At 64.4% G+C, this 23865-nt stretch carries 20 protein-coding genes and 1 tRNA gene; 10 read left to right on the forward strand and 11 right to left on the reverse strand.

Features of this window, described 5'->3' with window-relative positions; genetic code table 11:
• Positions 1–6: 6 nt before the first annotated feature.
• From secD to queA, 4 genes are all read right to left on the reverse strand, one after another.
• Positions 7–1875, reverse strand: a complete 1869-nt coding sequence (gene secD, locus C722_RS0121730; protein WP_017642543.1) for a protein translocase subunit SecD — start codon at positions 1873–1875, stop codon at positions 7–9.
• A 64-nt stretch (positions 1876–1939) separates the two neighbouring features.
• Positions 1940–2284, reverse strand: coding sequence for a preprotein translocase subunit YajC (gene yajC, locus C722_RS0121735; protein WP_007162951.1), 345 nt, complete (start codon positions 2282–2284; stop codon positions 1940–1942).
• A gap of 147 nt (positions 2285–2431) precedes the next feature.
• Positions 2432–3550: a tRNA guanosine(34) transglycosylase Tgt gene (gene tgt, locus C722_RS0121740; protein WP_051226203.1), complete on the reverse strand. Its 1119-nt coding sequence runs from the start codon at positions 3548–3550 to the stop codon at positions 2432–2434.
• A 10-nt stretch (positions 3551–3560) separates the two neighbouring features.
• Positions 3561–4604: a tRNA preQ1(34) S-adenosylmethionine ribosyltransferase-isomerase QueA gene (gene queA / locus C722_RS0121745; protein ID WP_017642545.1), complete on the reverse strand. Its 1044-nt coding sequence runs from the start codon at positions 4602–4604 to the stop codon at positions 3561–3563.
• 106 nt (positions 4605–4710) lie between these two features.
• On the opposite strand from queA, the gene C722_RS0121750 reads away from it, so the two are divergent.
• Positions 4711–4795, forward strand: a tRNA-Leu gene (locus tag C722_RS0121750).
• 109 nt (positions 4796–4904) lie between these two features.
• Here C722_RS0121750 and C722_RS0121755 read toward each other — a convergent pair.
• On the reverse strand, positions 4905–5234 hold the full coding sequence (locus tag C722_RS0121755) for a DHCW motif cupin fold protein (RefSeq protein ID WP_017642546.1): 330 nt from the start codon (positions 5232–5234) through the stop codon (positions 4905–4907).
• 198 nt (positions 5235–5432) lie between these two features.
• Here C722_RS0121755 and C722_RS26335 point away from each other — a divergent pair, with 198 nt between their 5' ends.
• From C722_RS26335 to C722_RS0121770, 3 genes are all read left to right on the forward strand, one after another.
• The gene (locus C722_RS26335; RefSeq protein ID WP_017642547.1) at positions 5433–5603 is read left to right on the forward strand and encodes a hypothetical protein; all 171 of its coding nucleotides are present in this window, start codon (positions 5433–5435) and stop codon (positions 5601–5603) included.
• A gap of 35 nt (positions 5604–5638) precedes the next feature.
• Positions 5639–6106: a hypothetical protein gene (locus tag C722_RS0121765; protein WP_017642548.1), complete on the forward strand. Its 468-nt coding sequence runs from the start codon at positions 5639–5641 to the stop codon at positions 6104–6106.
• Between the two features lie 100 nt (positions 6107–6206).
• Positions 6207–6527, forward strand: a complete 321-nt coding sequence (locus tag C722_RS0121770) for a hypothetical protein (RefSeq protein ID WP_017642549.1) — start codon at positions 6207–6209, stop codon at positions 6525–6527.
• A gap of 19 nt (positions 6528–6546) precedes the next feature.
• Here C722_RS0121770 and lptG read toward each other — a convergent pair whose 3' ends face one another.
• On the reverse strand, positions 6547–7608 hold the full coding sequence (lptG, locus tag C722_RS0121775) for an LPS export ABC transporter permease LptG (RefSeq protein WP_017642550.1): 1062 nt from the start codon (positions 7606–7608) through the stop codon (positions 6547–6549).
• The gene (lptF, locus tag C722_RS0121780) at positions 7605–8717 is read right to left on the reverse strand and encodes an LPS export ABC transporter permease LptF (protein ID WP_017642551.1); all 1113 of its coding nucleotides are present in this window, start codon (positions 8715–8717) and stop codon (positions 7605–7607) included. Before lptF ends, lptG begins: the two co-directional genes overlap by 4 nt.
• Positions 8718–8888: 171 nt before the next feature.
• Here lptF and C722_RS0121785 point away from each other — a divergent pair, with 171 nt between their 5' ends.
• From C722_RS0121785 to C722_RS0121805, 5 genes are all read left to right on the forward strand, one after another.
• Complete coding sequence (locus C722_RS0121785) at positions 8889–10388, forward strand: leucyl aminopeptidase (protein ID WP_017642552.1); 1500 nt, start codon at positions 8889–8891, stop codon at positions 10386–10388.
• 212 nt (positions 10389–10600) lie between these two features.
• Positions 10601–11029, forward strand: a complete 429-nt coding sequence (locus C722_RS0121790; RefSeq protein ID WP_017642553.1) for a DNA polymerase III subunit chi — start codon at positions 10601–10603, stop codon at positions 11027–11029.
• Between the two features lie 4 nt (positions 11030–11033).
• The gene (locus C722_RS0121795) at positions 11034–11396 is read left to right on the forward strand and encodes a hypothetical protein (protein ID WP_017642554.1); all 363 of its coding nucleotides are present in this window, start codon (positions 11034–11036) and stop codon (positions 11394–11396) included.
• Positions 11397–11483: 87 nt separating this feature from the next.
• Complete coding sequence (locus C722_RS0121800; protein WP_017642555.1) at positions 11484–14315, forward strand: valine--tRNA ligase; 2832 nt, start codon at positions 11484–11486, stop codon at positions 14313–14315.
• Between the two features lie 53 nt (positions 14316–14368).
• Entirely contained in the window at positions 14369–14665 is a 297-nt protein-coding gene (locus C722_RS0121805; protein ID WP_017642556.1) for a helix-turn-helix domain-containing protein, read from the forward strand.
• Between the two features lie 3 nt (positions 14666–14668).
• Here C722_RS0121805 and C722_RS0121810 read toward each other — a convergent pair whose 3' ends face one another.
• Together C722_RS0121810 and purL are read right to left on the reverse strand one after the other, a co-directional pair.
• On the reverse strand, positions 14669–14983 hold the full coding sequence (locus C722_RS0121810) for an NIF3 1 (protein WP_017642557.1): 315 nt from the start codon (positions 14981–14983) through the stop codon (positions 14669–14671).
• 102 nt (positions 14984–15085) lie between these two features.
• Positions 15086–18985 (reverse strand): phosphoribosylformylglycinamidine synthase, encoded by a 3900-nt coding sequence (gene purL / locus C722_RS0121815; protein ID WP_017642558.1) that lies wholly within the window; start codon positions 18983–18985, stop codon positions 15086–15088.
• A gap of 316 nt (positions 18986–19301) precedes the next feature.
• Here purL and mltF point away from each other — a divergent pair, with 316 nt between their 5' ends.
• Positions 19302–20786, forward strand: a complete 1485-nt coding sequence (gene mltF / locus C722_RS0121820; RefSeq protein ID WP_017642559.1) for a membrane-bound lytic murein transglycosylase MltF — start codon at positions 19302–19304, stop codon at positions 20784–20786.
• 359 nt (positions 20787–21145) lie between these two features.
• On the opposite strand, the gene tcdA is transcribed toward mltF, so the two are convergent.
• Positions 21146–21931, reverse strand: a complete 786-nt coding sequence (gene tcdA, locus C722_RS0121825; protein WP_017642560.1) for a tRNA cyclic N6-threonylcarbamoyladenosine(37) synthase TcdA — start codon at positions 21929–21931, stop codon at positions 21146–21148.
• Positions 21932–22069: 138 nt separating this feature from the next.
• Positions 22070–23809 carry a group II intron reverse transcriptase/maturase gene (ltrA, locus tag C722_RS0121830; RefSeq protein WP_026084020.1) on the reverse strand — a complete coding sequence of 580 codons (1740 nt, stop codon included), beginning with the start codon at positions 23807–23809 and terminating at the stop codon, positions 22070–22072.
• Positions 23810–23865: the final 56 nt, after the last annotated feature.

Below are 23865 nucleotides of genomic sequence, written 5' to 3' on the forward strand. Positions count from 1 at the left end.
GCGTCCTCAAATCCACAGCTTCTTGACGTTCCGGCCGCCATAAATCAGGTTGACCATGGCACGGGTCACGAAGATGGCGGTGAACAGGGAGGTGAAGATACCCAGCGACATGGTCACGGCGAAGCCCTTGACCGGCCCGGTGCCCATGGCGAACAGGATGGCGCCCACCAGCAGGGTCGTCAGGTTGGAGTCCAGGATCGCCGTGAAGGCCCGATTGAAACCTTCGTGAATGGCGCGCTGGATCGGCATGCCGTTGGCGATCTCTTCACGGATCCGCGAGAAGATCAACACGTTGGCGTCCACCGCCTGACCCATGGTCAGCACGATACCGGCGATACCCGGCAGCGTCAGGGTGGCATGCAGGATGGACATCAGCGCCATCAGCAGCACCATGTTGAACGCCAGGGCGATGGTCGCCAGCACCCCGAAGAAGCGGTAGATGGCGATCAGGAACAGCGAGACGAAGACCATGCCCCACAGCGAGGCATCGATGCCCTTCTCGATGTTGTCGGCGCCCAGGCTCGGGCCGAGGGTGCGTTCTTCGGCGAAGTACATGGGTGCGGCCAGGCCACCGGCACGCAGCAGCAGCGCCAGTTCCGAGGCCTCGCCCGAGCCATTCAGGCCGGTGATGCGGAAGCTGTTGCCCAGGGCCGACTGGATGGTCGCCAGGCTGATGATGCGCCGCTCTTCCTCGAAGCCGGGCACCGCCACTTCCTTCTGCACGCCGTCCACGGTCTGGGTGGTGTAGCGGGTGACCGGGCGCTGCTCGATGAACACCACGGCCATGCTGCGGCCGACGTTGGTGCGGGTGGCACGGTTGATCAGATCGCCACCGTGGCCATCCAGGCGGATGTTGACCTGGGGCCGGCCGTTCTCGTCGAAGCTGGCCGAGGCGTCGGTGACCTGGTCACCGGTGATGATGACGTTACGCTCCAGCGGTACCGCCGGACGCCCGGGCTCGCGGAATTCGAAGCTCTCGGTGGAGGCCCGCGGGGTGTCCGCGGTGGCGGCCAGGCGGAATTCCAGGTTGGCGGTCTTGCCGAGGATGCGCTTGGCTTCGGCGGTGTCCTGCACACCCGGTAGCTCGACCACGATGCGGTCGGCGCCCTGGCGCTGCACCAGCGGCTCGGCCACGCCCAGTTCGTTGACCCGGTTGCGTACCGTGGTCAGGTTCTGGGTGACGGCATAGTTGCGGATCTCGCGCAGCTTGGCCTCGGTCAGCTGCAGACGCAGCACCTGCAGGTCGCCCCGGGTATCGGTGGTCAGCTCGAAATCGGTGTAGTTCTTGCGGATCAGGCTCTGGGCCTGCTGCAGGTCGGCGGCATCGGTGAAGCCGAGCTGCAGGGCGCCGTTCTGGTCGGGCATGCTGCGATAGCGCACCTTCTCGCGGCGCAGCAGGGTCTTGACCTCGTTGTCATAGACCTTCAGGCGCGCATCCACGGCCTTGTCCATGTCCACCGCCAGCAGAAAGTGCACACCGCCGGAGAGATCCAGACCCAGCTTCATGGGGCTGGCGCCCAGCTTGCGCAGCCACTGCGGGGTGGTGGGCGCCAGGTTCAGAGCCACCACGAAGTCGTCGCCCAGGGTACGGCGGACCACTTCCTGGGCCGGCAGTTGATCATCGGCGCGCATCAGGCGGATCAGCACCCGGCTGCCGTTCTCATTGAGATCGCTGGACTTCACCGCCAGATGAGCCTCGGCCAGGGCCGCGTTGACACGCTGCACCTCGGCGGGGGTCACCGTGCGTTCGGTGCTGGAAGCGCTGATCTGCAGGGCCGGATCGTCGGGGTACAGATTAGGAACCGAATAGATGGCGCCCACGACCAGTACGGCCAGGATCAGCAGGTACTTCCAGAGGGGATATTTGTTGAGCATGACACCGCCCGAGATAAAGGCGGGGCGCCTTGCGCGCCCCGGTGTTAGCTAGATTAAGGAAGGCTCAGAGGGCCTTCAGGGTGCCCTTCGGCAGGGTCGCGGCGATGGCGCCCTTCTGGAACTTGAGTTCGACGTTGTCGGACACTTCCAGCACCACGAACTCGTCGGTGACCTTGTTGATGCGACCGGCGATGCCACCGGTAGTCACCACTTCGTCACCCTTCTGCAGGCCGCCGATCAGGTTCTTGTGATCCTTGGTGCGCTTGGCCTGGGGACGCCAGATCAGGAAATAGAAGATCACCACGAAGCCGATCAGGAAGATGAACTGAATGTATTCACCTCCCGGTGCGGCGTTGGCGGCCGGCGCGGCAGCTTCCTGGGCCTGGGCCGTGGAAATCAGAAAACTCATTGCACTACTCCTTGCAGAGTTGGATGACGGAAAAAGAAGAGATGCCGGGGGTCGCTCGCCACCGGTTCGACCGCTGCAGAACCGCGGTCACGCACCCGGCGAAGGACGCGCGAGCGCCGTTTCGCCTGGACGATCGGACAGGGGCTTTCAGCGGTCGAGCGGCGGCGTAGGCAGGCCGCGCCGAGCATAGAAGGCGTCCACAAAGTCGGCCAATTTACCCTCTTGGATAGCCTGGCGCAAACCGGCCATCACCCGCTGGTAGTACCGCAGGTTGTGGATCGTATTCAGCATACTCCCCAGCATTTCCCCGCATTTATCCAGATGGTGCAGATAGGCCCGGGAGAAATGTTTGCAGGTGTAACAGTCGCAGGTGGGATCCAGCGGCGTCTCGTCGTGACGATGCACGGCATTGCGCAACTTGAGCACGCCAGTGTCGATGAACAGATGGCCGTTGCGCGCGTTGCGGGTGGGCATCACGCAGTCGAACATGTCGACGCCACGGCGCACGCCTTCCACCAGGTCTTCCGGCTTGCCCACGCCCATCAGGTAGCGCGGCTTGTCCGCCGGCAGGTGCGGCGGCAGGAAATCCAGCACGCGAATCATCTCTTCCTTGGGCTCGCCTACCGACAGGCCGCCGATGGCGTAGCCGTCGAAGCCGATGCCTTCCAGGCCCTCCAGGGACCTCAGGCGCAGCTCCTCGTGCATGCCGCCCTGGACGATGCCGAACAGCGCCGAGGGGTTGTCGCCATGGGCTTCCCGGGAGCGCTTGGCCCAGCGCAGCGACAGCTCCATGGAGCGGCGCGCGGTGTCGAAGTCCGCCGGATAGGGGGTGCACTCGTCGAAGATCATCACGATGTCCGAGCCCAGGGCGCGTTGCACCGCCATGGATTCCTCGGGGCCCATGAAGACCTTGGCGCCGTCCACCGGCGAGGCGAAGTAGACGCCCTCCTCCTTGATCTTGCGCAGCGCGCCCAGGCTGAACACCTGGAAGCCGCCGGAATCGGTGAGGATCGGCCCCTGCCACTGCATGAAGTCGTGCAGGTCGCCATGGCGCTGGATCACCTCGGTCCCAGGCCGTAGCCAGAGGTGGAAGGTGTTGCCGAGGATGATCTGGGCACCGATATCGGCGACGCTGTCGGGCAGCATGCCCTTGACCGTGCCGTAGGTACCGACCGGCATGAAGGCCGGGGTCTCGACCACGCCGCGGGGAAAGGTCAGGCGGCCGCGACGGGCCTTGCCCTCGGTGGCCAGCAATTCGAAATTCATGAAACTCATATCAGCTCTCCGGGCCCTGGGCCCCGGGATTGCGGGTGATGAACATGGCGTCGCCATAACTGAAGAAGCGATAGCCCTCGGCCACGGCCGTCGCATAGGCGGCCATGGTCTCGCGGTAACCGGCGAAGGCCGACACCAGCATCAGCAGGGTCGATTCGGGCAGGTGGAAGTTGGTCACCAGCGCATCGACGACATGGAAGGGGCGACCGGGATAAAGAAAGATATCCGTCTCGCCGGCGAAGGCCTTGAGCTGGCCATCACGGGCGGCGCTTTCCAGCGAACGCACGCTGGTGGTACCGACGGCGATCACCCGACCGCCACGGGCGCGGCAGGCGGCCACGGCATCCACGACGGCCTGGTCGACCTGCAGCCACTCGCGGTGCATGTGGTGGTCTTCGATGCGCTCGACCCGCACCGGCTGGAAGGTGCCGGCGCCGACGTGCAGGGTGACGAAGGCGGTCGCCACGCCCTTGGCGCGGATGGCGTCCAGCAGCGGCTCGTCGAAGTGCAGTCCGGCGGTGGGCGCGGCCACCGCGCCGGCATTGCGCGCATAGACGGTCTGGTAGCGCTCGCGATCCTCGGCCTCGTCGGGCCGGTCGATATAGGGCGGCAACGGCATATGACCGACCCGCTCCAGCAGCGGCAACACGGGCTCGGCGAATTTCAGTTCGAACAGCGCCTCGTGGCGCGCCACCATCTCGGCCTCGGCACCGCCGTCAATGAGGATGCGGCTGCCTGGTTTGGGCGATTTGCTGGACCGCACATGGGCCAGCACCCGCTCCTCGTCCAGCACCCGCTCCACCAGGATCTCCAGCTTGCCGCCACTGGCCTTCTGGCCGAACAGCCGCGCGGGTATCACCCGGGTGTCGTTGAACACCATCAGGTCGCCCGGCTGCAGATAGCCCAGCAGATCGGCGAAGTGGCGATGGCTCAGCTCACCGCTGGGGCCGTCGAGCACCAGCAATCGACTGCCGCGGCGCTCGGCCAGCGGATGACGGGCGATGAGGGATTCGGGAAGGTCGAAATGGAAGTCGGCGACGTGCATGGCAGGTAGATCTCGAAAGGCCGCACAGCTTACCGGAAGCGGCCTTTTTCACCAACGCACTTTGGATTGACCGGACCTGCCTGCATCCCTATACTCCGCCGCCATTGCCCCGGTGGCGGAACCGGTAGACGCGGCGGATTCAAAATCCGTTTCCGAAAGGAGTGGGAGTTCGAGTCTCCCCCGGGGCACCAAGTTGGTACCTTCCAGGCCTCCCCCGTGTTGCCTGGAAGCCGAAGAAACCGCCCCTCGAGGCGGTTTTTTTGTGCCTGGTGCGCCCTGGTCGCGGCGTCGATACGAGCCTCAATCCACGACGAATAACCTAGCCCCAGTCGCGGTCGAGGATCTGTGAGCCTCTGCATTGTCGGCCACCTGGTAACTCATGCCGGCGGTCAAGGTGAAGACGCGACCATCGGCCAGCTCGGTATCCAGCCGACCATCCAGGCAAAGTAGAATATGTCCCTTGCTGCACCAGTGATCGGCAAGATAACCCTCACTGTACTCGACCATGCGGACCCGTATTGCACCAAACTGGCAGGTACGCCAAAGCGCTGAGCCGCTCGCTCCCGCATGGACTACAGGTTCGATTTTCGACCAGTCAGTGGTACCGAATGGAATGTCGCTCAGTTGCATGACGGCCTCTACCTAGGTCAGGAAGGGTATGTTAGCCCGGCAGCAAGACGGTCAAGGGATACAGATTGGATGAATTTTCAAGGTATGCAGCCTTGCGCTAATTGCGGTTTTTGTACCTTTGCGAATACGGCGACCCCCATCCATCAGGCACGTTCTTGATCACCACACTCCCGCTTTCATCGTAGGGAAGGATGCCTTTTGAAATGGATATTGCTTGGCCTCGCGTTACTGCTGACCGGCTGCAACCACTACAGCTCGGCCGACTCCGTCTGCGAACCCAGCCCACTGAGCGGTGAGGACTGCAAGAAGTCGCAACCGGTCGGTAACTACCTGATGGACAAGTATCGGGAATGGCAGCGTTACCAATAGGCTGGTGCCCGCACAAGGCTTGCCGAGACCGGAAGATGCACCTGAGCCCTTCCCTGCTACTCGTCCTGCTGCTGACCCTGGGTGGCTGCGCCGTACAGCGACCCACCCAGCCAGCGAGTGCGGGTGTCGACCTGAATCGCTCGCCCAGCTGGACGTTGCAGGCCCGGTTGCACAGCGCCCTCTATGGCTGCGAGTTGCTGGTGCTGCATGGCAACAACGCCCGCTTGGCGGGCGAACAAGGGCGGCTGGCGGACTTTCGTCAGCGGCTGAGCAGTTGCCAGACCCAGGCCGCTGCCGAAGAGAAGTCTGCTACGGACCAATTACCCGCCGGCCAGGATTGGCGGCTGCGCAATGCGCAGAAAGCCTACTTGGCCATCTGGCAGGGCTATCTGGCGGGGCTAACCATCGATCATCCAGCCGACTTGCAGCAGAAGCAGTCTTATCTTAAGGCGCGATCAGCGCTGCTCGACGTGGCGACAGGAGCACCCGGACATCCGCGCTGAGCCCCGGAAACGATCGGATAGCCAGCTGACCACCGGCAGCTGAAACGCAAGGGCAAAGCGTGCAATAGTAAGACATCGATACGGACGCGAGATCTTGCACATGGAAACGCTCTCCCCCCTCTCTCAGGTGGCGGTCAAGGACCTGGAAACGGCCCAGACCCCCGCCCGCTTCTCCACCGCCTTCATCGAGCGCCTGCTCTCGCGTTGCGAGACGCGCATGGACGAGATGGACGCCTGCCCCGACATGAGCGCTGATCTGCGCCTGATCCACATGCAGAACGTCGATCTGCTGGTGCGTACCGTGGTGGGCGAATGCCGCCATCGGGATCAGATCCGCCGCGTGCAGCGCATCCTGAGCTTCTGCGAAGCCCACGCCGGCTGGCTGCAGCCGCAACCGGTCGTGAGCAAGGGCGCCGCCTAGCGGACGGCGCCGCCGGGCCCTAGCCGGCCCGGCGCAGCAACAGGATCCCAGCCACGGCGCAGAGCAGCGCCGGTGCCAGCACGGCCAGCAGCGGCGAGAAGCCGAACACCAGGCTGGACGGTCCCAGCAGGTCCTGGAAGATGCGCAGGGCGAAGCCGATGATCACCCCGGTGAAGATCCGCTGGCCCAGGGTCACCGAGCGCAGCGGGCCGAAGATGAAGGAGATCGCCATCAACACCAGAGCGGCGGTCACCAGCGGCTGGAAGATCTTCGACCAGAACGCCAGCCAGTAGCTCTTGTTGCTCAGGCCCTGATCGGCCAGGTAGTGGATGTACCACCACAGCCCGGAGATCGACAGCGCATCCGGCTCCATGATCACGGTATCGAGCACCTGCGGGGTCAGCTCGACGTTCCAGATCACCTTGGGCTCCTGACGCACACTGGTCTGGCGATTGCCGAAGTCGGTGATGCTGACGTTTTCCAGCTCCCAGTGATCTCCACGATAGATACCGCGCTGGGCGAAGCTGGATTGCAGCAGATGGCGATTGTCGTCGAATTCGTAGCGCGTCACGCCCAGCAGCAGGCCATTGGGCTGCACGGCGTTGACGTGGGTGTACTCGTGGCCCTGGCGATGCCAGAGGCCATGACGCGAACTCTGCGCCTTGCCGGCGCTCTGCGCCAGGGCACGACCGCTCTGCGCCAGGTTCTCCGACCAGGGCGCCACGTACTCGCCGACCAGGATGCCGGCGATGAGCAGCACGAACATCGGCTTCATCACCGCCCAGACGATGCGCCCCAGGGAGACCCCAGCGGCACGCATCACGATCAGCTCGCTGCTGCTGGCCAGGGTGCCCAGGCCGATCAGGCAGCCAATCAGCGCCGCCATGGGCAGCATCTCGTAGGCTCGCCGCGGCGAGGTGAGCAGGACGAACTTGAGCGCCTCGGCGACGCCGTAGTTGTCGTCGAAGTCGCCGAGCTGGTCGATGAAGGCGAACAGCAGGGCTAGACCAACGATCACACCCAGCACCGCGAGGATGCTGACGAAGACGGTGCGCCCTATGTACCAATCGAGCTTGTTCATGCCGCTACCTCCGGCTTGCGACCGCGCAGACGCGCCTTGAGCGGTTCCCAGAAGGCCAGCAGCAGCCCCAGCACCAGGAACAGCAGGTGCACGCCCCACAGACCGATGGCCGGCGGCAGGCGGCCTTTATCCAGGGCGCCGCGGGCGGCGATCAGCAGCGACAGGTAGGCCATGTACAGCAGGATCGCCGGCAGCAGCTTGAGGAAGCGGCCCTGACGCGGATTGACCTTGGCCAAGGGCACGGCGATGAGAGTCACGACGAACACCAGGATTGGCAGCGACAGCCGCCATTGCAGCTCGCCGCGATACTGCAGCTCGTTGCTGCGCATGAGTTCACCGGTGGTGACGGCGTCACGCTCGCTGATGTCCTCGCTGACCGCGGGCTTGGGCAGGAGCACGCCATAGGTCTCGTACTGCACGGCGCGGTAATCGGCCTGGCCCGGCACGCCGTCGTAGCGGAAGCCGTTCTGCAGGATCAGGTAGCGACTGCCGTCCGGGTGGATTTCCTGCCGCCCGGTGTCGGCCACCAGCACGCCCACGCCGCGGTCCTTGCCGCCGGCGGTGGAGGTGTTGCGCTCGGAAATGAAGACGCCGCCCAGCTGGCTGCGATCCGCCGACAGGCGCTCGGTGTAGGTGACCCGCGAATTGTCCCGCAGCGACTGGAAGCGGCCCGGTTCGAGGGTGTCGAACTCGGTCATGGCATCCTGCTGATTGAGGATGGTGGTGACCTTCTGCACGCCCAGGGGTGCCAGCGACAGACTCAGCCAGGCGACCACCAGGGCCACCACCGCGGCCGGCGCCATGCTGTAGGCCAGCAGGCGGCGCGGACTCAGGCCGGTGGCGGTGAGCACGGTCATCTCGCTGTCCAGGTACAGCCGGCCATAGGCGAGCAGGAAGCCGAGAAAGAGGCCCAGCGGCAGGATCAGCTGCAGGAATCCGGGGATGCGGTAGGCCATGATGAGCAGGAGCACGCCCGGATCCAGCAGGCCCTGGGCCGCCTGGGCCAGGTACTTGATGAAGCGGCCGCTCATGATGATCACCAGCAGCACGGCACTGACCGCACCGAGGGTGGTGAGAACTTCTCGAGACAGATAGCGGAAGACGATCAAACAGGATTCTCCAGGGTTGTCAGGCTCTGGCGCGAACGCTCACACTAGCTCGGCTGCATGGCTTGCGTTGCAAGGCCCACCCGTTGAAGGCCGATCGCCGGGAAAGGCCCTGGCGAAAGCCCCGCATTATATCCTGCGAACTCATGTGTTTGTCTTGGGGAGCTTCTCCTAATGGAATTCGTCGTCAAAAACGCTCGTCCGGAAACCCTGAAAACCGCCACGCTGGTCGTGGCCGTCGGTGAAGGCGGTGCGCTCGACGCAGCGGCCAGCGCCGTGGACGCTGCCACTTCCGGCGCCCTGAGCGCGGCCGTCAAGCGCGGCGACATCGCCGGCAAGGCCGGCCAGACCCTGCTGCTCACCAATCTGCCCGGCATCAAGGCCGAGCGCGTGCTGCTCGTCGGTAGCGGCGCCAGCGAAGGGCTTTCCGACCGTCAGTACCGCAAGCTGGCCAGCGGCGCCCTGGGCGTGCTCAAGAGCCTGGGCGGCAGCGACGCTGCCATCGCCCTCGGCGATGTGCCGGTCAAGAATCGCGATGGTTATGCCCGCCTGCGCCTGCTGGCCGAGACCCTGGCCGATGGCGACTACGTCTTCGATCGCTTCAAGAGCAAGAAGGCCGAGCCGCGGCCGCTGAAGAAGCTGACCCTGGTCACCACCAAGGCCTCCCAGCCGGAGGCCGAACGCGCTCTGGCCCATGCCCTAGCGATCACCCACGGCACCGCCTATGCCAAGGACTTCGGCAACCTGCCGCCAAACGTCTGCAACCCGGTCTATGTAGCCGATCAGGCCAAGGTCCTGGGCAAGCAGTTCAAGGACGCCGGGCTCTCCGTCGAGGTGCTCGACGAGAAGAAGATGCGCGAACTGGGCATGGGCTCCTTCCTCGCCGTGGCCCAGGGCAGCGCCCAGCCGCCGCGCCTGGTGGTGCTGCAGTACCGGGGCGGCGCCAAGAACGCCCAGCCCTACACCCTGGTCGGCAAGGGCATCACCTTTGATACCGGCGGCATCAGCATCAAGCCGAGCGCCGGCATGGACGAGATGAAGTACGACATGTGCGGCGCCGCCAGCGTCCTGGGTACCTTCCGTGCCCTCATGGAGCTCAAGCCGGCGATCAACGTGGTAGGTCTGCTGGCCCTGGCCGAGAACATGCCGAGCGGCACCGCCACCCGTCCGGGTGACATCGTCACCAGCATGAGCGGCCAGACCATCGAGATCCTCAACACCGACGCCGAAGGCCGCCTGGTGCTGTGCGACACCCTCACCTACGCCGAGCGCTTCCAGCCCAAGGCGGTGATCGACATCGCCACCCTCACCGGCGCCTGCATCACCGCCCTGGGTTCGCTGGTCTCGGGCCTGATGGGCAACGACGATGCCTTGATCGACCAGGTCAAGCAGGCCGGCGATCGCGCCGACGACCGCGTCTGGCAACTGCCGCTGCACGAGGAGTACCAGGAGCAGCTGGACAGCCCCTTCGCCGACATGGCCAACATCGGCGGTCCCAAGGCCGGCACCATCACCGCGGGCTGCTTCCTGGCGCGCTATGCCAAGGCCTATCCCTGGGCGCACCTGGACGTGGCCGGCACCGCCTGGATCAGCGGCGGCAAGGACAAGGCCGCCACCGGTCGCCCGGTACCGCTGCTGGTGCAGTACCTGCTCGACCGCACCGCCGAGGCCTAAGCACCTGCTCAAAGTCTGCTGCGCGTCGGCCAAACGGCGTTGAAAAGACCTTCGGAATGCTCATTTACGTTTTGTAAACTCCACTTCCTCAGGTCTTTTCGCCTTGTTTGGCTCTAGCTCGCGAGACTTTGAACACGCGCTAACGCCTATAGAGGCCGCGACGCCCCTACGTCGCGGCCTTGCCGCTTCCCTCCCCTTCTTCGTGATCCGCCATGACCCGTGTCGATTTTTATGTCCTGCCCTCCACCGATCCCGCGGCGCGGCTGGCCTTTGCCTGCCGGCTGGTGGACAAGGCCTGGAAGCAGGGCATGCCGGTCTATGTGCATTGCGCCGACACCGAGCAGCGTCAGCGCCTGGACGAACAGCTATGGGCCTTCCGTCCCGACAGCTTCATTCCCCACGACTTGGCGGAAACCGCCAGTGACAGTCCGGTGGTGCTGGGCCTGACCACGACCGCCGAGCAAACGGGCGAACTGCTGATCAACCTCAGCCTGGCCCCGCCGCCCTGCCATGCGGGTTTCGCCCGGATCGCCGAAGTGGTCGTCGAAGCCCCCGACGTGCGCCAGGCGATGCGCGAAGGTTTTCGCTTCTACCGCAAGCTTGGCTATGCTCTACAGGACCATCAGCTGTCACGTGTCTGATTTCATGACCAGCACCAAGCCTCCCGCGCACGTCCTGCAAGACCTCGAAGCCATCCGCCAGGTGCTCGACAAGAGTCGCAACACGATTCATCCGAGCAGCGCCGATGGCATCCCCATCCTCTCCGACGTCATCGCGCCCAGCGCCGAGCGCCTCAAGGCCATCCCGCCGCTGCTCGACCAGATCGTGCCGGACGCCATCGAAGAGGTGACACCCAGCGCGCCCCATGAAGACCTGGCCCACGTCCGCCTGCACCAGGAGGCGCCGGCCATCCTGCAGGAACTGCTCGACGAGCAGTTGCCGCGCCTGGAAGCCGAGTTGCAGCGCCGTCTGCAACGGCGCCTGGAAGAACTGCTGCAGCGTCCCTGAGCGCGGAGCGCCAAGGCGCCCTGCCGCCGGCCGGCGGGAGTCGCTATACTCGGAGGCTTTCCTCTTCCAGCGACAAAAGCCCCCTCCATGGACAAGACCTACCAGCCGCACGCCATCGAAACCTCCTGGTACCAGACCTGGGAACGCCAGGGCTACTTCGCGCCCCAGGGGTCGGGCGAGCCCTACACCATCATGATCCCGCCGCCGAACGTGACCGGCAGCCTGCACATGGGCCATGGCTTCAACAATGCCATCATGGATGCCCTGATCCGCTTCCGCCGCATGCAGGGTCGCAACACCCTCTGGCAGCCGGGCACCGACCACGCCGGCATCGCCACCCAGATGCTGGTGGAGCGCCGCATCGGTGCCGAGGGCCTGTCGCGCCATGACCTGGGCCGGGAAAAATTCCTGGAAAAGGTCTGGGAATGGAAGAGCGAATCGGGTGGCAACATCAGTCGGCAGATCCGCCGCCTGGGCTCCTCGGTGGACTGGTCGCGCGAGCGCTTCACCATGGACGACGGCCTCTCCGAGGCGGTCAAGGAAGCCTTCGTACGCCTGCACGAGGACGGTCTGATCTATCGCGGCAAGCGCCTGGTCAACTGGGACACCAAGCTGCACACCGCCATTTCCGACCTGGAAGTGGAAAGCCATGACGAGAAAGGCCACCTCTGGCACCTGCGCTATCCCCTGGCGGACGGCGCCCGCACCGCCGAGGGCATGGATCACCTGGTGGTCGCTACTACCCGCCCCGAGACCCTGCTGGGCGATGCCGCCGTGGCCGTGCATCCGGAAGATCCGCGCTACAAGGATCTGATCGGCCAGTACGTCGAACTGCCCCTGGTGGGCCGCCGCATCCCCATCGTCGGCGACGACTACTGCGACCCCGAATTCGGCACCGGCTGCGTCAAGATCACCCCGGCCCACGATTTCAACGATTATGAAGTCGGCAAGCGCCACAACCTGCCGCTGATCAACGTCTTCGACGCCGACGCGGCCATCCTGCCCGGCGCTCAGGTGTTCAACCTGGACGGCAGCGTCAACGGCATGTTCGACGCCACCCTGCCCGAGGCCTACGCCGGCCTGGACCGTTTCGAGGCGCGCAAGCGCATCGTCGCCGACCTAGACGCCGCCGGCCGCCTGGAGAAGATCGAGGACCACGCCCTCAAGGTGCCCAAGGGCGACCGTTCCGGCACCGTGATCGAGCCCTGGCTGACCGACCAGTGGTACGTCTCCACCAAGCCCCTGGCCGAGAAAGCCATCGGCGTGGTCGAGAGCGGCGAGGTGCAGTTCGTGCCCAAGCAATACGAGAACATGTACTTCAGCTGGATGCGCGACATCCAGGACTGGTGCATCAGCCGCCAGCTCTGGTGGGGCCACCGCATTCCCGCCTGGTACGACCAGGCCGGCAACGTCTATGTCGGCCGTGACGAAGCCGAGGTACGCGCCAAGCACGACCTCGGTGACATCGCCCTGCGCCAGGACGACGATGTGCTGGATACCTGGTTCAGCTCCGGTCTGTGGACTTTCTCCACCCTGGGTTGGCCCGAGCAGACCGAGGCGCTGAAGACCTTCCATCCCACCGACGTGCTGGTCACCGGCTTCGACATCATCTTCTTCTGGGTCGCCCGGATGATCATGCTGTCCACCCACCTGACCGGGCAGATCCCGTTCAAGACCGTCTACGTCCACGGCCTAGTCCGCGATGGCCAGGGCCAGAAGATGTCCAAGTCCAAGGGCAACGTGCTCGATCCCCTCGACATCGTCGATGGCATCGACCTGGACACCCTGCTGCAGAAGCGCACCAGCGGCCTGATGCAGCCCAAGCTGGCCGAGAAGATCGCCAAGCAGACCCGCGCCGAATTCCCGGACGGCATCGCCAGCTACGGCACCGATGCCCTGAGATTCACCTTCTGCTCCCTGGCCACCACCGGCCGCGACGTCAAGTTCGACATGGGTCGCGTCGAGGGCTATCGCAACTTCTGCAACAAGCTGTGGAACGCGGCGAACTTCGTCATGGAGAACGTCGAAGGCCAGGACACCGGCGTCAATGACGAACCGGTCGAGCTGTCCTCGGTGGATCGCTGGATCATCTCCCAGCTGCAGCGCACCGAGGCCGAGGTGACCCGTCAGCTCGACGCCTTCCGCTTCGACCTGGCCACTCAGGCCCTCTATGAATTCGTCTGGGACGAGTACTGTGCCTGGTACCTGGAGCTGGTCAAGCCGGTGCTGTGGGACGAGAACGCCTCCATCGAGCGCCAGCGCGGTACCCGCCGCACTCTGGCGCGGGTACTGGAAGTGGTGCTGCGCCTGGCGCACCCCTTCATGCCCTTCATCACCGAGGAAATCTGGCAGCGCCTCAAGGCGCCGGCCGGTGTCCAGGGTGAGACGCTGATGCTGCAGCCCTGGCCGGTAGCCAACGAGGCGCGCATCGACGCCGCCGCCGAAGGCGACATCGAGTGGGTCAAGGCGCTGATGCTGGGCGTGCGGCAGATCCGCGGCGAGATGAAGATTTCCATGGCCAAGCGCATCGACATCATCGTCGCCAATGCCAGTGCCGAGGACCAGCGCCGCCTGGCCGACTTCGAGCCGCTGCTGAACAAGCTGGCCAAGTTGGAATCGGTCCGCGTGCTGGCCGCCGGCGAGGAAGCGCCGATGTCCGCCACCACCCTGGTGGGCGAGATGGAAGTGCTGGTGCCCATGGCCGGGCTGATCGACAAGGACGCGGAACTGGCGCGCCTGGACAAGGAGATCGGCCGCCTGGAAGGCGAGGTCAAGCGCGTCGGCGGCAAGCTGGGCAACGAAGGCTTCGTCGCCAAGGCGCCTGCCGAAGTGCTGGAGAAGGAGCGTGCCAAACTGGCAGAAGCCGAACAGGCCCTAGCCAAGATGGTGGACCAGCGGCAGCGCATCGCTACCCTCTGATGCCCCTGAAGCCCACCCTCGCGGTGGGCTTTTTATTGCCTAGGACGATTCTCATGGATGTGAGCAAGACCAAGACCAGTTTCTATCGCCGGCTCTATGTGGCCTGGCTGGTGGCCAGCGGCACCGCCACCAGCGTGCCCGCGCTGATGGCCGCCACCGGCATGCCGCGGCGTACGGCCCAGGACACCCTGCTGGCGCTGGCCGATCTGGATATCGACTGTCAGTTCGTGCAGGGCGACGGCGCGCGCAACAACGCGGGCGGCTACGAGGTCCGCGATTGGGGCGCGGTGGATCCGCGCTGGGTCGAGCGTGAGCTTGCACGGATCAAGACCGTTCTCGGCTATCCCTGACGGCTAGAAATCCAGCACCTGCACCACGTCGTAGGCCGGCGTTTCATAGGGATGCGCCTCCTTGAGCGCCGCCACGGCCTGGCGGGCGACCTGCTCATCGGCCAGTACCAGCTCCACTCGCCATTCCGTTAGCTGTTCGAGACTGCCCTGCTCGCCCAGGTGCGGCTGGCTGCCCGCCAGTGGACGGAATTGACCGAGGCCCTGGACCTGCCAGCAGCAACTGTCATAGAGCCCGATGCGGCCACCGCCCACAGCAAAGATCGCCTGCTTGACGGCATCGAGGTGCGAGTCGGGGACGTAGAAACACAGCTTGAACATCGAGGACTCCGGAGACGCTGGACGGTCCCTTCAGCTTAAACCCTTCCCAGAAAGACGAAACCCGCGCCGAGGCGCGGGTTTCGTCAGACGCGAGCCGAGGACTCAGTCCACCCAGACCCGCGCATTGCGGAACAGGCGCATCCAGCCGCCGTCCTCGCCCTGCCAGTCGGCCGGGATCCAGGAGTTCTGTACGGCGCGGAAGCAGCGCTCGGGGTGCGGCATCATCAGCAGCACGCGACCGTCCTGGCTGGACAGACCGGTGATGCCCAGCGGCGAGCCGTTGGGGTTGGCCGGATAGGTCTCGGTGACCTTGCTGTGACCGTCGACATAGCGCAGCGCCACGGTGCCGGAGACGTCAGCGGCGACCAGCGCCTGCTGGTTCGGGTATTCGGCGAAGCCTTCGCCATGGGCGATGGCGATGGGCAGCCGCGACCCGGCCATGCCAGCGAGGAACAGCGAGGGCGAATCCTGCACCTGGACCATGGCCACCCGCGCCTCGAACTGCTCGGAGCGGTTGCGCACGAAGCGCGGCCAGAATTCGCTGCCGGGCACCAGCTCGCGCAGGTTGGCGACCATCTGGCAGCCGTTGCACACGCCGAGGGTGAAGGTATCGGTGCGCTCGAAGAACTGCTGGAAGCCGTCGCGGGCCCGGGCGTTGAACAGGATGGACTTGGCCCAACCACCGCCGGCGCCGAGGACGTCACCATAGGAGAAGCCGCCACAGGCGACCACGCCCTTGAAGTCCGCCAGGTCGATGCGACCGGAGAGGATGTCGCTCATGTGCACGTCGATGGCGGCGAAGCCGGCGCGATCGAAGGCCGCGCCCATCTCCACCTGACCGTTGACGCCCTGCTCGCGCAGGATGGCGACCTGGGGCCGCACGCCCTTCTTGATGTAGGGGGCGCAGATGTCCTCGTTAGGATCATAAGCCAGCTTGGCCGACAGACCCGGATGATCCTCTTCCAGCAGAGCGTCGAATTCCTGCTGGGCGCAGTCGGCGTTGTCGCGCAGGCGCTGGATCTGGAAGCTGGTCTCGCTCCAGACGCGCTGCAGCATGCGCCGCTCGGCCCGGTAGAGATGCTCGTCGTGGTAGTGGATGTTGATCTCGTAGCCGTTGACCGGGTTGCCGATCACCGCCACGCAGTCTTCCAGACCGGCCGCGCTGAACTGGGCCAGCACCTCGTGGGTGAAGTCCTGGGGCACCTGGATGACGGCGCCCAGTTCTTCGGCGAACAGCGCCCGGGTCAGCTCGTCACGGTCGGCGGCCAGGGCGTCCAGGCGCAGGGCCAGGCCGCAGTGACCGGCGAAGGCCATTTCCACCAGGGTGGTGATGAGGCCGCCGTCGGAACGGTCGTGGTAGGCCAGCAGCAGGCCGTCCTGGTTGAGGCCCTGGATCACGGCGAAGAAGGCCTTGAGGTCTTCGGCTTCGTCGACGTCGGGAGCCTGCTGGCCGAGCTTGCCGTGGGTCTGGGCAAGGATGGAGCCGCCCAGGCGATTCTGGCCGCGGCCGAGATCGATCAGGATCAGGTCGGTCTGGCCCTTGTCCAAGCGCAGCTGGGGGGTCAGGGTGCGGCGGATGTCCTGCACCGGGGCGAAGCCGGTGATCACCAGTGACAACGGCGCGGTGACGCTCTTGTCTTCGCCACCGTCCTGCCAGCGGGTCTTCATGGACATGGAGTCCTTGCCGACCGGGATGGTGATGCCCAGCTGCGGGCACAGCTCCATGCCCACCGCCTTGACGGTTTCATAGAGGCGCGCATCTTCGCCCGGGTGGCCGGCGGCGGCCATCCAGTTGGCGGAGAGCTTGATGTCGCCGAGCTTGTCGATGCGCGCTGCGGCCAGGTTGGTGATGGTCTCGCCGATGGCCATGCGGCCGGAAGCGGGCGCGTCGAGCAGCGCCAGCGGGGTGCGCTCGCCCATGGCCATGGCTTCGCCGGTGTGGACGTCGAAGCTGGTGGCGGTCACGGCGCAGTCGGCCACCGGGACCTGCCAGGGACCGACCATCTGGTCGCGGGCGACCAGGCCGGTGATGGTGCGGTCGCCGATGGTGATCAGGAAGCTCTTGCTGGCCACGGCCGGGTGGCGCAGGACGCGCTCCACCGACTCGGTCAGGTCCAGGCCGGCGCCGTCGAAGGCGTCGCCCAGTTCGGCTTCCCGGGTGGCGCTGCGGTGCATGCGCGGCGGCTTGCCGAGCAGGACGTCCAGCGGCATGTCCACGGCGTTGTTGCCGAAGTGGCTGTCGGCCACGGTCAGCTGGCGCTCCTCGGTGGCCTCGCCGACCACGGCGAAGGGGCAGCGCTCGCGTTCGCAGATGGCCTTGAAGGTCTCGAAGTTTTCCGCGTCCACGGAGAGCACGTAGCGCTCCTGGGACTCGTTGCACCAGATCTCCAGCGGGCTCATGCCTGGCTCGTCGTTCGGCACGTTGCGCAGTTCGAAGCGGCCGCCGCGACCGGCATCGTTGACCAGTTCGGGGAAGGCGTTGGACAGGCCGCCCGCGCCTACGTCATGGATGAAGGTGATGGGGTTGTTTTCGCCCAGCTGCCAGCAGCGGTCGATGACCTCCTGACAGCGGCGCTCCATTTCCGGGTTCTCGCGCTGCACCGAGGCGAAATCCAGGTCGGCGGAGCTGGCACCGGTGGACATGGACGAGGCGGCGCCGCCGCCCAGACCGATCAGCATGGCCGGACCACCGAGCACGATGAGCTTGCCGCCCACCGAGATGTCGCCCTTCTGCACGTGGTCGGCGCGGATGTTGCCCAGGCCGCCGGCGAGCATGATCGGCTTGTGGTAGCCGCGCATCTCGGGACCACGGGGGGTCTCGACCTGCTGCTCGAAGGTGCGGAAGTAGCCGGCTAGAGCCGGGCGACCGAATTCGTTGTTGAAGGCGGCGCCGCCCAGCGGGCCCTCGATCATGATGTCCAGCGGGGTGACGATGCGCTCGGGTTTGCCGTAGGGCTGCTCCCAGGGCTGCTCGAAACCGGGGATGTTCAGGTTGGAGACGGTGAAGCCGGTCAGGCCGGCCTTGGGCTTGGAGCCGCGGCCGGTGGCGCCTTCGTCGCGGATCTCGCCGCCGGAGCCGGTGGAGGCGCCGGGGAAGGGGGCGATGGCCGTCGGGTGGTTGTGGGTCTCCACCTTCATCAGGATGTGCACGGGCTGGCTGTGCGCGCCGTACTCGCGGGACTCGGCGTCGGGATAGAAGCGGCCGGCGGTGAAGCCTTCCATGACCGCGGCGTTGTCCTTGTAGGCGGACAGCACGCCGGTGCGGTTCATCTCGTAGGTATTCTTGATCATGCCGAACAGGGACTTCTCCTGGCTCTCACCGTCGATGTCCCAGCTGGCATTGAAGATCTTGTGCCGGCAGTGCTCGGAGTTGGCCTGGGCGAACATCATGAGTTCGACGTCGTGGGGATTGCGCCCCAGGGCGGTGAAGCTCTTGACCAGGTAGTCGATCTCGTCCTCGGCCAGGGCCAGGCCTAGTGCCAGGTTGGCCTGTTCCAGCGCGGCGTGACCACCGCCGAGCACGTCCACCGCGGTGAGCGGCTTGGGCGCGGCATGGCTGAAGATGTCGGCGGCGGCGTCCAGGGTCGGCAGCACGCGCTGGGTCATGCGGTCATGCAGGGCCGCAGCCAGTTGCGCGTGGGCAACGCCGTCCAGCTCGCCGGCGACGTAGTAGGCCACGCCGCGCTCCAGACGCTCGATCTGCGCCAGGCCACAGTTGTGGGCGATGTCGGTGGCCTTGCTCGACCAGGGCGAGATGGTGCCCAGGCGCGGGACGATGAGGAACAGCGCGCCTTGGGGTTCTTGCTGGGGGACGCTGGGGCCGTATTGCAGCAGTCGGCCGAGGATGCCCTCTTCCTCCGCGCTCAGGGTGCCGGCGACTTCGGCGAAATGAACGAACTCGGCATAGAGCCCGGAGACACCGGGAACCAGGCGAGTCAGCTGGTCGAGAAGTTTGCCGTGACGGAACGAAGAAAGAGCGGGAGCGCCGCGCAGGATCAGCATCGGGGACAGCCTCGGGGCCAAGTCACTTTGGGGCCGTGCATTCTAGCCTAAAGGCGCGCCGGGGACACCTTCCGGCGACGAGGGTTCATGCAGCCTTACCACCATCCTTGTATGTATAAAATGGGCGCTGGGCCACTTCTCGCGTATACTGCCCGCCGTTACGGCCTGCCGCGCCCCATGGACGCGGCTCCCCATTGGGCTCAGGATAGAGCCTTTGGCCGGACCGGTGGCGCGGAGCGTCCCGACCATAACGAGTGCCCGGAGGGGCCGACCGATGAGGCGCGTCAGCAAGGCGCCAGTGCCGTTTTGATGCCGTATGGCCGAGCTAGCCCATTTGAATAGAGCCTTCAAGCGATTCGCCTGGCTTACCCTGCCCTTCCTCGCCTTGCTCATGAGCTGCGGGGAGGCCGACGTGCCTGCGCCGCCCAAGCCTACCGCGCTGGAGCAGGTGCAGCAGGCGGGAGTCCTGCGCGTGGTGACGCGCAACAGTCCGGCGACCTATTTCCAGGACCGTAACGGCGAGACCGGCTTCGAATACGAATTGGTCAAGGGCTTCGCCGAATCGCTCAAGGTACGCCTGGAAATCAGCACCGCCGACAACCTCGACGACCTTTTCAATCGCTTGACCGCGCCGGACGGGCCGGTGATCGCCGCGGCCGGCCTCACGCCTTCGATCAATCGCCAGAATCTGAAGTTTTCCCGCAGCTATCTGGACGTGGTGCCCCAGGTCATCTATCGCAACGGCACCGTCCGCCCCAGCACGCCCAAGGACATGGTCGGCAAGCGCATCCTGGTGCTCAAGGGCAGCAGCCAGGCCCAGCAACTAAAGGCGCTGCAGGCCCAGGTGTCGGGGCTGGCCTTCGACGAATCCGATCAGGTGGAGGTCAGCGACCTGCTGCGCATGGTCGACGAGGGCCAGATCGACCTGACCCTGGTGGATTCCAACGAACTGGCCATGAACCAGGTCTATTTCCCCAATGTGCGGGTGGCCTTCGACCTGGGCGATAACCAGGGCCAGGCCTGGGCGCTGCAGCCCGGTGAGGACAACAGCCTGCTCGACGCGGTCAACGCCTACCTGGACAAGGTCCGCCGCGACGGCACCCTGCAGCAGCTCAAGGAGCGCTACTACGGCCACGTCGACGTGCTTGGTTACGTCGGTGCCTACACCTTCGCCCAGCACCTGCAGGAACGCCTGCCCAAGTACGAGAAGCACTTCCGCAAGGTGGCGCAGAAACACCAGTTGGACTGGCGCCTGCTGGCCGCCATGGGCTACCAGGAATCGCTGTGGACGCCGGACGCCACCTCCAAGACCGGGGTACGCGGACTGATGATGCTGACCAACAACACCGCCCAGGCCATGGGGGTATCCAATCGCCTGGATCCCGAGCAGAGCATCACCGGCGGCGCCAAGTACTTCGACCAGATCCGTGACGAGCTGCCCGACAGCATCAACGAACCGGATCGCACCTGGTTCGCCCTGGCCACCTACAACATCGGCATCGCCCATATCCTCGACGCCCGCCGGCTGGCCGAATCCCAGGGCCTGGACCCGGATCGCTGGCTGGACGTGAAGAAGATGCTGCCGCGCCTGGCGCAGAAGCAGTGGTACAGCAAGACCCGCTATGGCTACGCCCGTGGTGGTGAGACGGTGCAGTTCGTGCAGAACGTGCGCCGTTATTACGACATCCTCACCTGGACCACCCAGCCGCAGATGGAAGGCCAGCAACTGGCCAAGACCGGCCTGCACGTCCCCGCCATCGCCGACGACCGTCCCGTCCGGGAAACGCCCCAGGATATGTGAGGCTGCGGCCCGGTCTTGGCGCTGACGTAGGTTGGGCTGAGGCAGCTTCACCGCCGAAGCCCAACATGCGGGCTCGACCTGGGCACCGTTGGGCTTCGCTGCGCTCAACCCAACCTACCGAAGCGACCATCGTCCTCTGAACGTAGGTTGGGTTGAGGCAGCTCCATCGCCGAAGCCCAACATGCGGACTCGACCTGGGCACCGTTGGGCTTCGCTGCGCTCAACCCAACCTACCAAAGCGCCCACTCGTCGTCAGGACGTAGGTTGGGCTGAGACGGCTCCATCGTCGAAGCCCAACATTGCGGGCTCGACCTGGGCAGCGTTGGGCTTCGCTGCGCTCAACCCAACCTACGAGAGCTTTAACCTTTGGGCTTCTGGATCAGCTTGTCCACGGCGCGGGCGGCGGCGACCATGCCGAAGGTGGCGGTGACCATCATCACCGCGCCGAAGCCGCCAGCGCAGTCCAGGCGCACGCCTTCGCCGACGAAACTCTTCTGCTGGCAAACGCTCCCGTCCGGCTTGGGATAGCGCAGCTGCTCGGTGGAAAAGACGCAGGGCACGCTGTAGTGGCGGCTGGGATTGCGCGAGAAGCCGTAGTCGCGGCGCAGCAGCGAACGCACCCGCGAGGCCAGGGGGTCGTTGTAGGTGCGATTGAGGTCCACCACCTGGATCTGGGTGGGGTCGATCTGGCCGCCCGCACCGCCAGTGGTGACGATGGCGATCTTGCGTCTCTTGCACCAGGCGATCAACGCCGCCTTGGAGGCCACGCTGTCAATGCAGTCCAGCACCAGATCGAGCTCCTCGGTGATGTAGTCGGCCATGGTCTCGCGGGTGACGAAGTCCGCCACCGCCTTGACCGTGCAGGCCGGGTTGATGGCCTGGATGCGCTCGGCCATCACCGTGACCTTGGGTCGCCCCACCTGGCCGTCCAGGGCGTGCACCTGGCGATTGGTGTTGCTGACGCAAACGTCGTCCAGATCGAACAGGCTGATGCGACCGACGCCGCTACGGGCCAGGGCCTCGGCGGCCCAGGAACCCACTCCGCCGATGCCGACCACGGCGACGTGACTGGCGGCCAGGCGCTCGACGGCCTCCTGCCCATAGAGCCGGGCGATCCCGCCGAAGCGTTGTTCATCGAACGTCATGAAGGCTTTCCAGGTGGGTAGCCCTGGATCGTTATCTGATCCAGGGCCCCCTAAGAACCGTGCGTGCGACTTTCACCGCACACGGCTCAAGCTTACGAAAAACCAGCCAATAGCTGGCCGGCAACTGTGACTACGATCTTAGCACTTAAGACCGCTGTATCGCAGGGTTACCTTATGTCGCCGGCTATGAACCAGCGAGTGGCAGCTTGGATGAAGAAGTGTACGGTTTTTCAAAGTGTCTGGACCGCCGTCCACCCGTCTGATGACATGGTGATCGTCCCATCCAGTCTCTTTGGTAATCGCGTGACCGCATAGAGCGCATTTCCCGAGCTGACGTTGAAAAAGATAAAGTATTTGCCCCCGATAACGCAGCTTGTGCTGCATCCGTTGGACCCTTAACTTCTCCCACTTTTGCTCATGCTCTACATCATAGGGTTGGTATTCAACCGCTAGATGCATGTGCCGCACGATTTCCGTGTCCGCCAGCTTGTAGAGCTGACGAAGCTTCCTCTCTCCTTTACTACTCTTGTAAGGGGATGCAAACACCCATTGGCGCGTGCCGATAGCATGAAAGTATTTGCTCTCACACCATCCAGCCTGCTTTCTTGGATGCCTGCGTTTCGCCCACCTCTTCAATAGCCAGTAAATATCGCTATCCAGCTTATTGAAGGTCTTCTTTGCCACTACTGGAGAGTGATAGTTGGCCCACCCTTTCAGTACCGGATTCAGGCGTCCGATTAACTCTCCTTGAGTTAGTGCACCACTACTCCTCACTATCTCCTTCACCTTACGATAGAATGCGGAAACATTCTTCCTTGTCGGCTTGATAAATAGCTTAGTGCGCTTATATGGCGACCTCGGCACATACTTCCTGAAATTCCACCCTAAAAAGTCAAAGCCTTGATAAATGTGTGTGATATGCGTTTTCTCAGGAGAAAGGCTAACCCCTCGTACTGACAGGAATTGCTCGACCCATGGTTGCACTTCGTCGCGCAGCAACTCTTTACTAGCAGCCGTGATAACGAAATCGTCCGCATACCTAACCACATGAACCTTCAGCGTCTTAGTCCTAGTCTTCCCAAATTTGGAAATCAAGTACGTCCGAAGCTGAGACTCCAATCCATTCAAGGTGGCGTTAGCCAAACAGGGCGAGATGATCCCGCCTTGTGGCGTCCCGGCCTCCGTAGCTCTGAAGTGCCGCCGGTCAATTACCCCAGCCTTCAACCACAGCCGTAGTACCTTCTGGTCCATGGGGACGTTCTGGCACAGCCACTCGTGATTGATGTTGTCGAAGAACCCCTTGATATCCCCTTCCAAAATCCACTGGGCGCAGGTCCGCTGTGAAAGTAGGTTGAAGAGTTCTGCCATAGCATCAGCCGTTGATCGGTCAGGCCTGAAGCCATAACTTTTCGGATCACTGGTGCTTTCGGTGACAGGTTCAAGAGCGAAAAGGTAGAGCGCTTGCATGGCCCGATCAAACATCGTCGGTATGCCTAGCGGGCGCTTTTCCTTCTTTCCTGGCTTTGGTATCCAAACCCTCTTTAGCGGTTTGGGCCGATAGCCTCGTTTCTCCGATAGACGCTTCGCGGCGCGGAGCTTGGCTGGAGGCGTCCCCCAGGTTTCTCCATCAACGCCCGGAGTCTTGCGACCCCGGTTTTCAGTCACCCGTCTTACAGCCAAACAGCGACCATAAAACGAATGGGTCAGTAACCGTTGTAGGCGTTTAACCCTACGCCAGTCACCAGCCATTGTTGCCTGCGCAATCTTCAACTGCGTTTTCCGAACGGAGATTTGGATCTTGGCCCAATCGAGATCGTGCCAGCCCTTAACCCCGTCAGGGGACGCAGACGAAACCGATGTTGCCGGTTGCGTATTCATACAGTCCTCCTCAGGTCGGTGACCCTCGGGACGGACTTCTCCCCCTAGGGGTTAAA

The organism is Pseudomonas sp. 313 (assembly GCF_000316965.1).
Classification (GTDB): Bacteria; Pseudomonadota; Gammaproteobacteria; order Pseudomonadales; family Pseudomonadaceae; genus Chryseomonas; species Chryseomonas benzopyrenica.

What these genes read in the sequence shown, in the direction of transcription:
- C722_RS0121800 (WP_017642555.1), top strand. Translation starts at nt 11,484, where the DNA reads ATGGACAAGACCTACCAGCCGCACGCCATCGAAACCTCCTGGTACCAG.
- C722_RS0121795 (WP_017642554.1), top strand. Translation starts at nt 11,034, where the DNA reads ATGACCAGCACCAAGCCTCCCGCGCACGTCCTGCAAGACCTCGAAGCC.
- tcdA (WP_017642560.1), bottom strand. Translation starts at nt 21,931, where the DNA reads ATGACGTTCGATGAACAACGCTTCGGCGGGATCGCCCGGCTCTATGGG.
- C722_RS0121805 (WP_017642556.1), top strand. Translation starts at nt 14,369, where the DNA reads ATGGATGTGAGCAAGACCAAGACCAGTTTCTATCGCCGGCTCTATGTG.
- C722_RS0121770 (WP_017642549.1), top strand. Translation starts at nt 6,207, where the DNA reads ATGGAAACGCTCTCCCCCCTCTCTCAGGTGGCGGTCAAGGACCTGGAA.
- yajC (WP_007162951.1), bottom strand. Translation starts at nt 2,284, where the DNA reads ATGAGTTTTCTGATTTCCACGGCCCAGGCCCAGGAAGCTGCCGCGCCG.
- purL (WP_017642558.1), bottom strand. Translation starts at nt 18,985, where the DNA reads ATGCTGATCCTGCGCGGCGCTCCCGCTCTTTCTTCGTTCCGTCACGGC.
- queA (WP_017642545.1), bottom strand. Translation starts at nt 4,604, where the DNA reads ATGCACGTCGCCGACTTCCATTTCGACCTTCCCGAATCCCTCATCGCC.
- C722_RS0121790 (WP_017642553.1), top strand. Translation starts at nt 10,601, where the DNA reads ATGACCCGTGTCGATTTTTATGTCCTGCCCTCCACCGATCCCGCGGCG.
- mltF (WP_017642559.1), top strand. Translation starts at nt 19,302, where the DNA reads ATGGCCGAGCTAGCCCATTTGAATAGAGCCTTCAAGCGATTCGCCTGG.
- C722_RS0121810 (WP_017642557.1), bottom strand. Translation starts at nt 14,983, where the DNA reads ATGTTCAAGCTGTGTTTCTACGTCCCCGACTCGCACCTCGATGCCGTC.
- C722_RS0121765 (WP_017642548.1), top strand. Translation starts at nt 5,639, where the DNA reads ATGCACCTGAGCCCTTCCCTGCTACTCGTCCTGCTGCTGACCCTGGGT.
- tgt (WP_051226203.1), bottom strand. Translation starts at nt 3,550, where the DNA reads ATGAATTTCGAATTGCTGGCCACCGAGGGCAAGGCCCGTCGCGGCCGC.
- ltrA (WP_026084020.1), bottom strand. Translation starts at nt 23,809, where the DNA reads ATGAATACGCAACCGGCAACATCGGTTTCGTCTGCGTCCCCTGACGGG.
- C722_RS0121755 (WP_017642546.1), bottom strand. Translation starts at nt 5,234, where the DNA reads ATGCAACTGAGCGACATTCCATTCGGTACCACTGACTGGTCGAAAATC.
- secD (WP_017642543.1), bottom strand. Translation starts at nt 1,875, where the DNA reads ATGCTCAACAAATATCCCCTCTGGAAGTACCTGCTGATCCTGGCCGTA.
- C722_RS0121785 (WP_017642552.1), top strand. Translation starts at nt 8,889, where the DNA reads ATGGAATTCGTCGTCAAAAACGCTCGTCCGGAAACCCTGAAAACCGCC.
- lptG (WP_017642550.1), bottom strand. Translation starts at nt 7,608, where the DNA reads ATGAACAAGCTCGATTGGTACATAGGGCGCACCGTCTTCGTCAGCATC.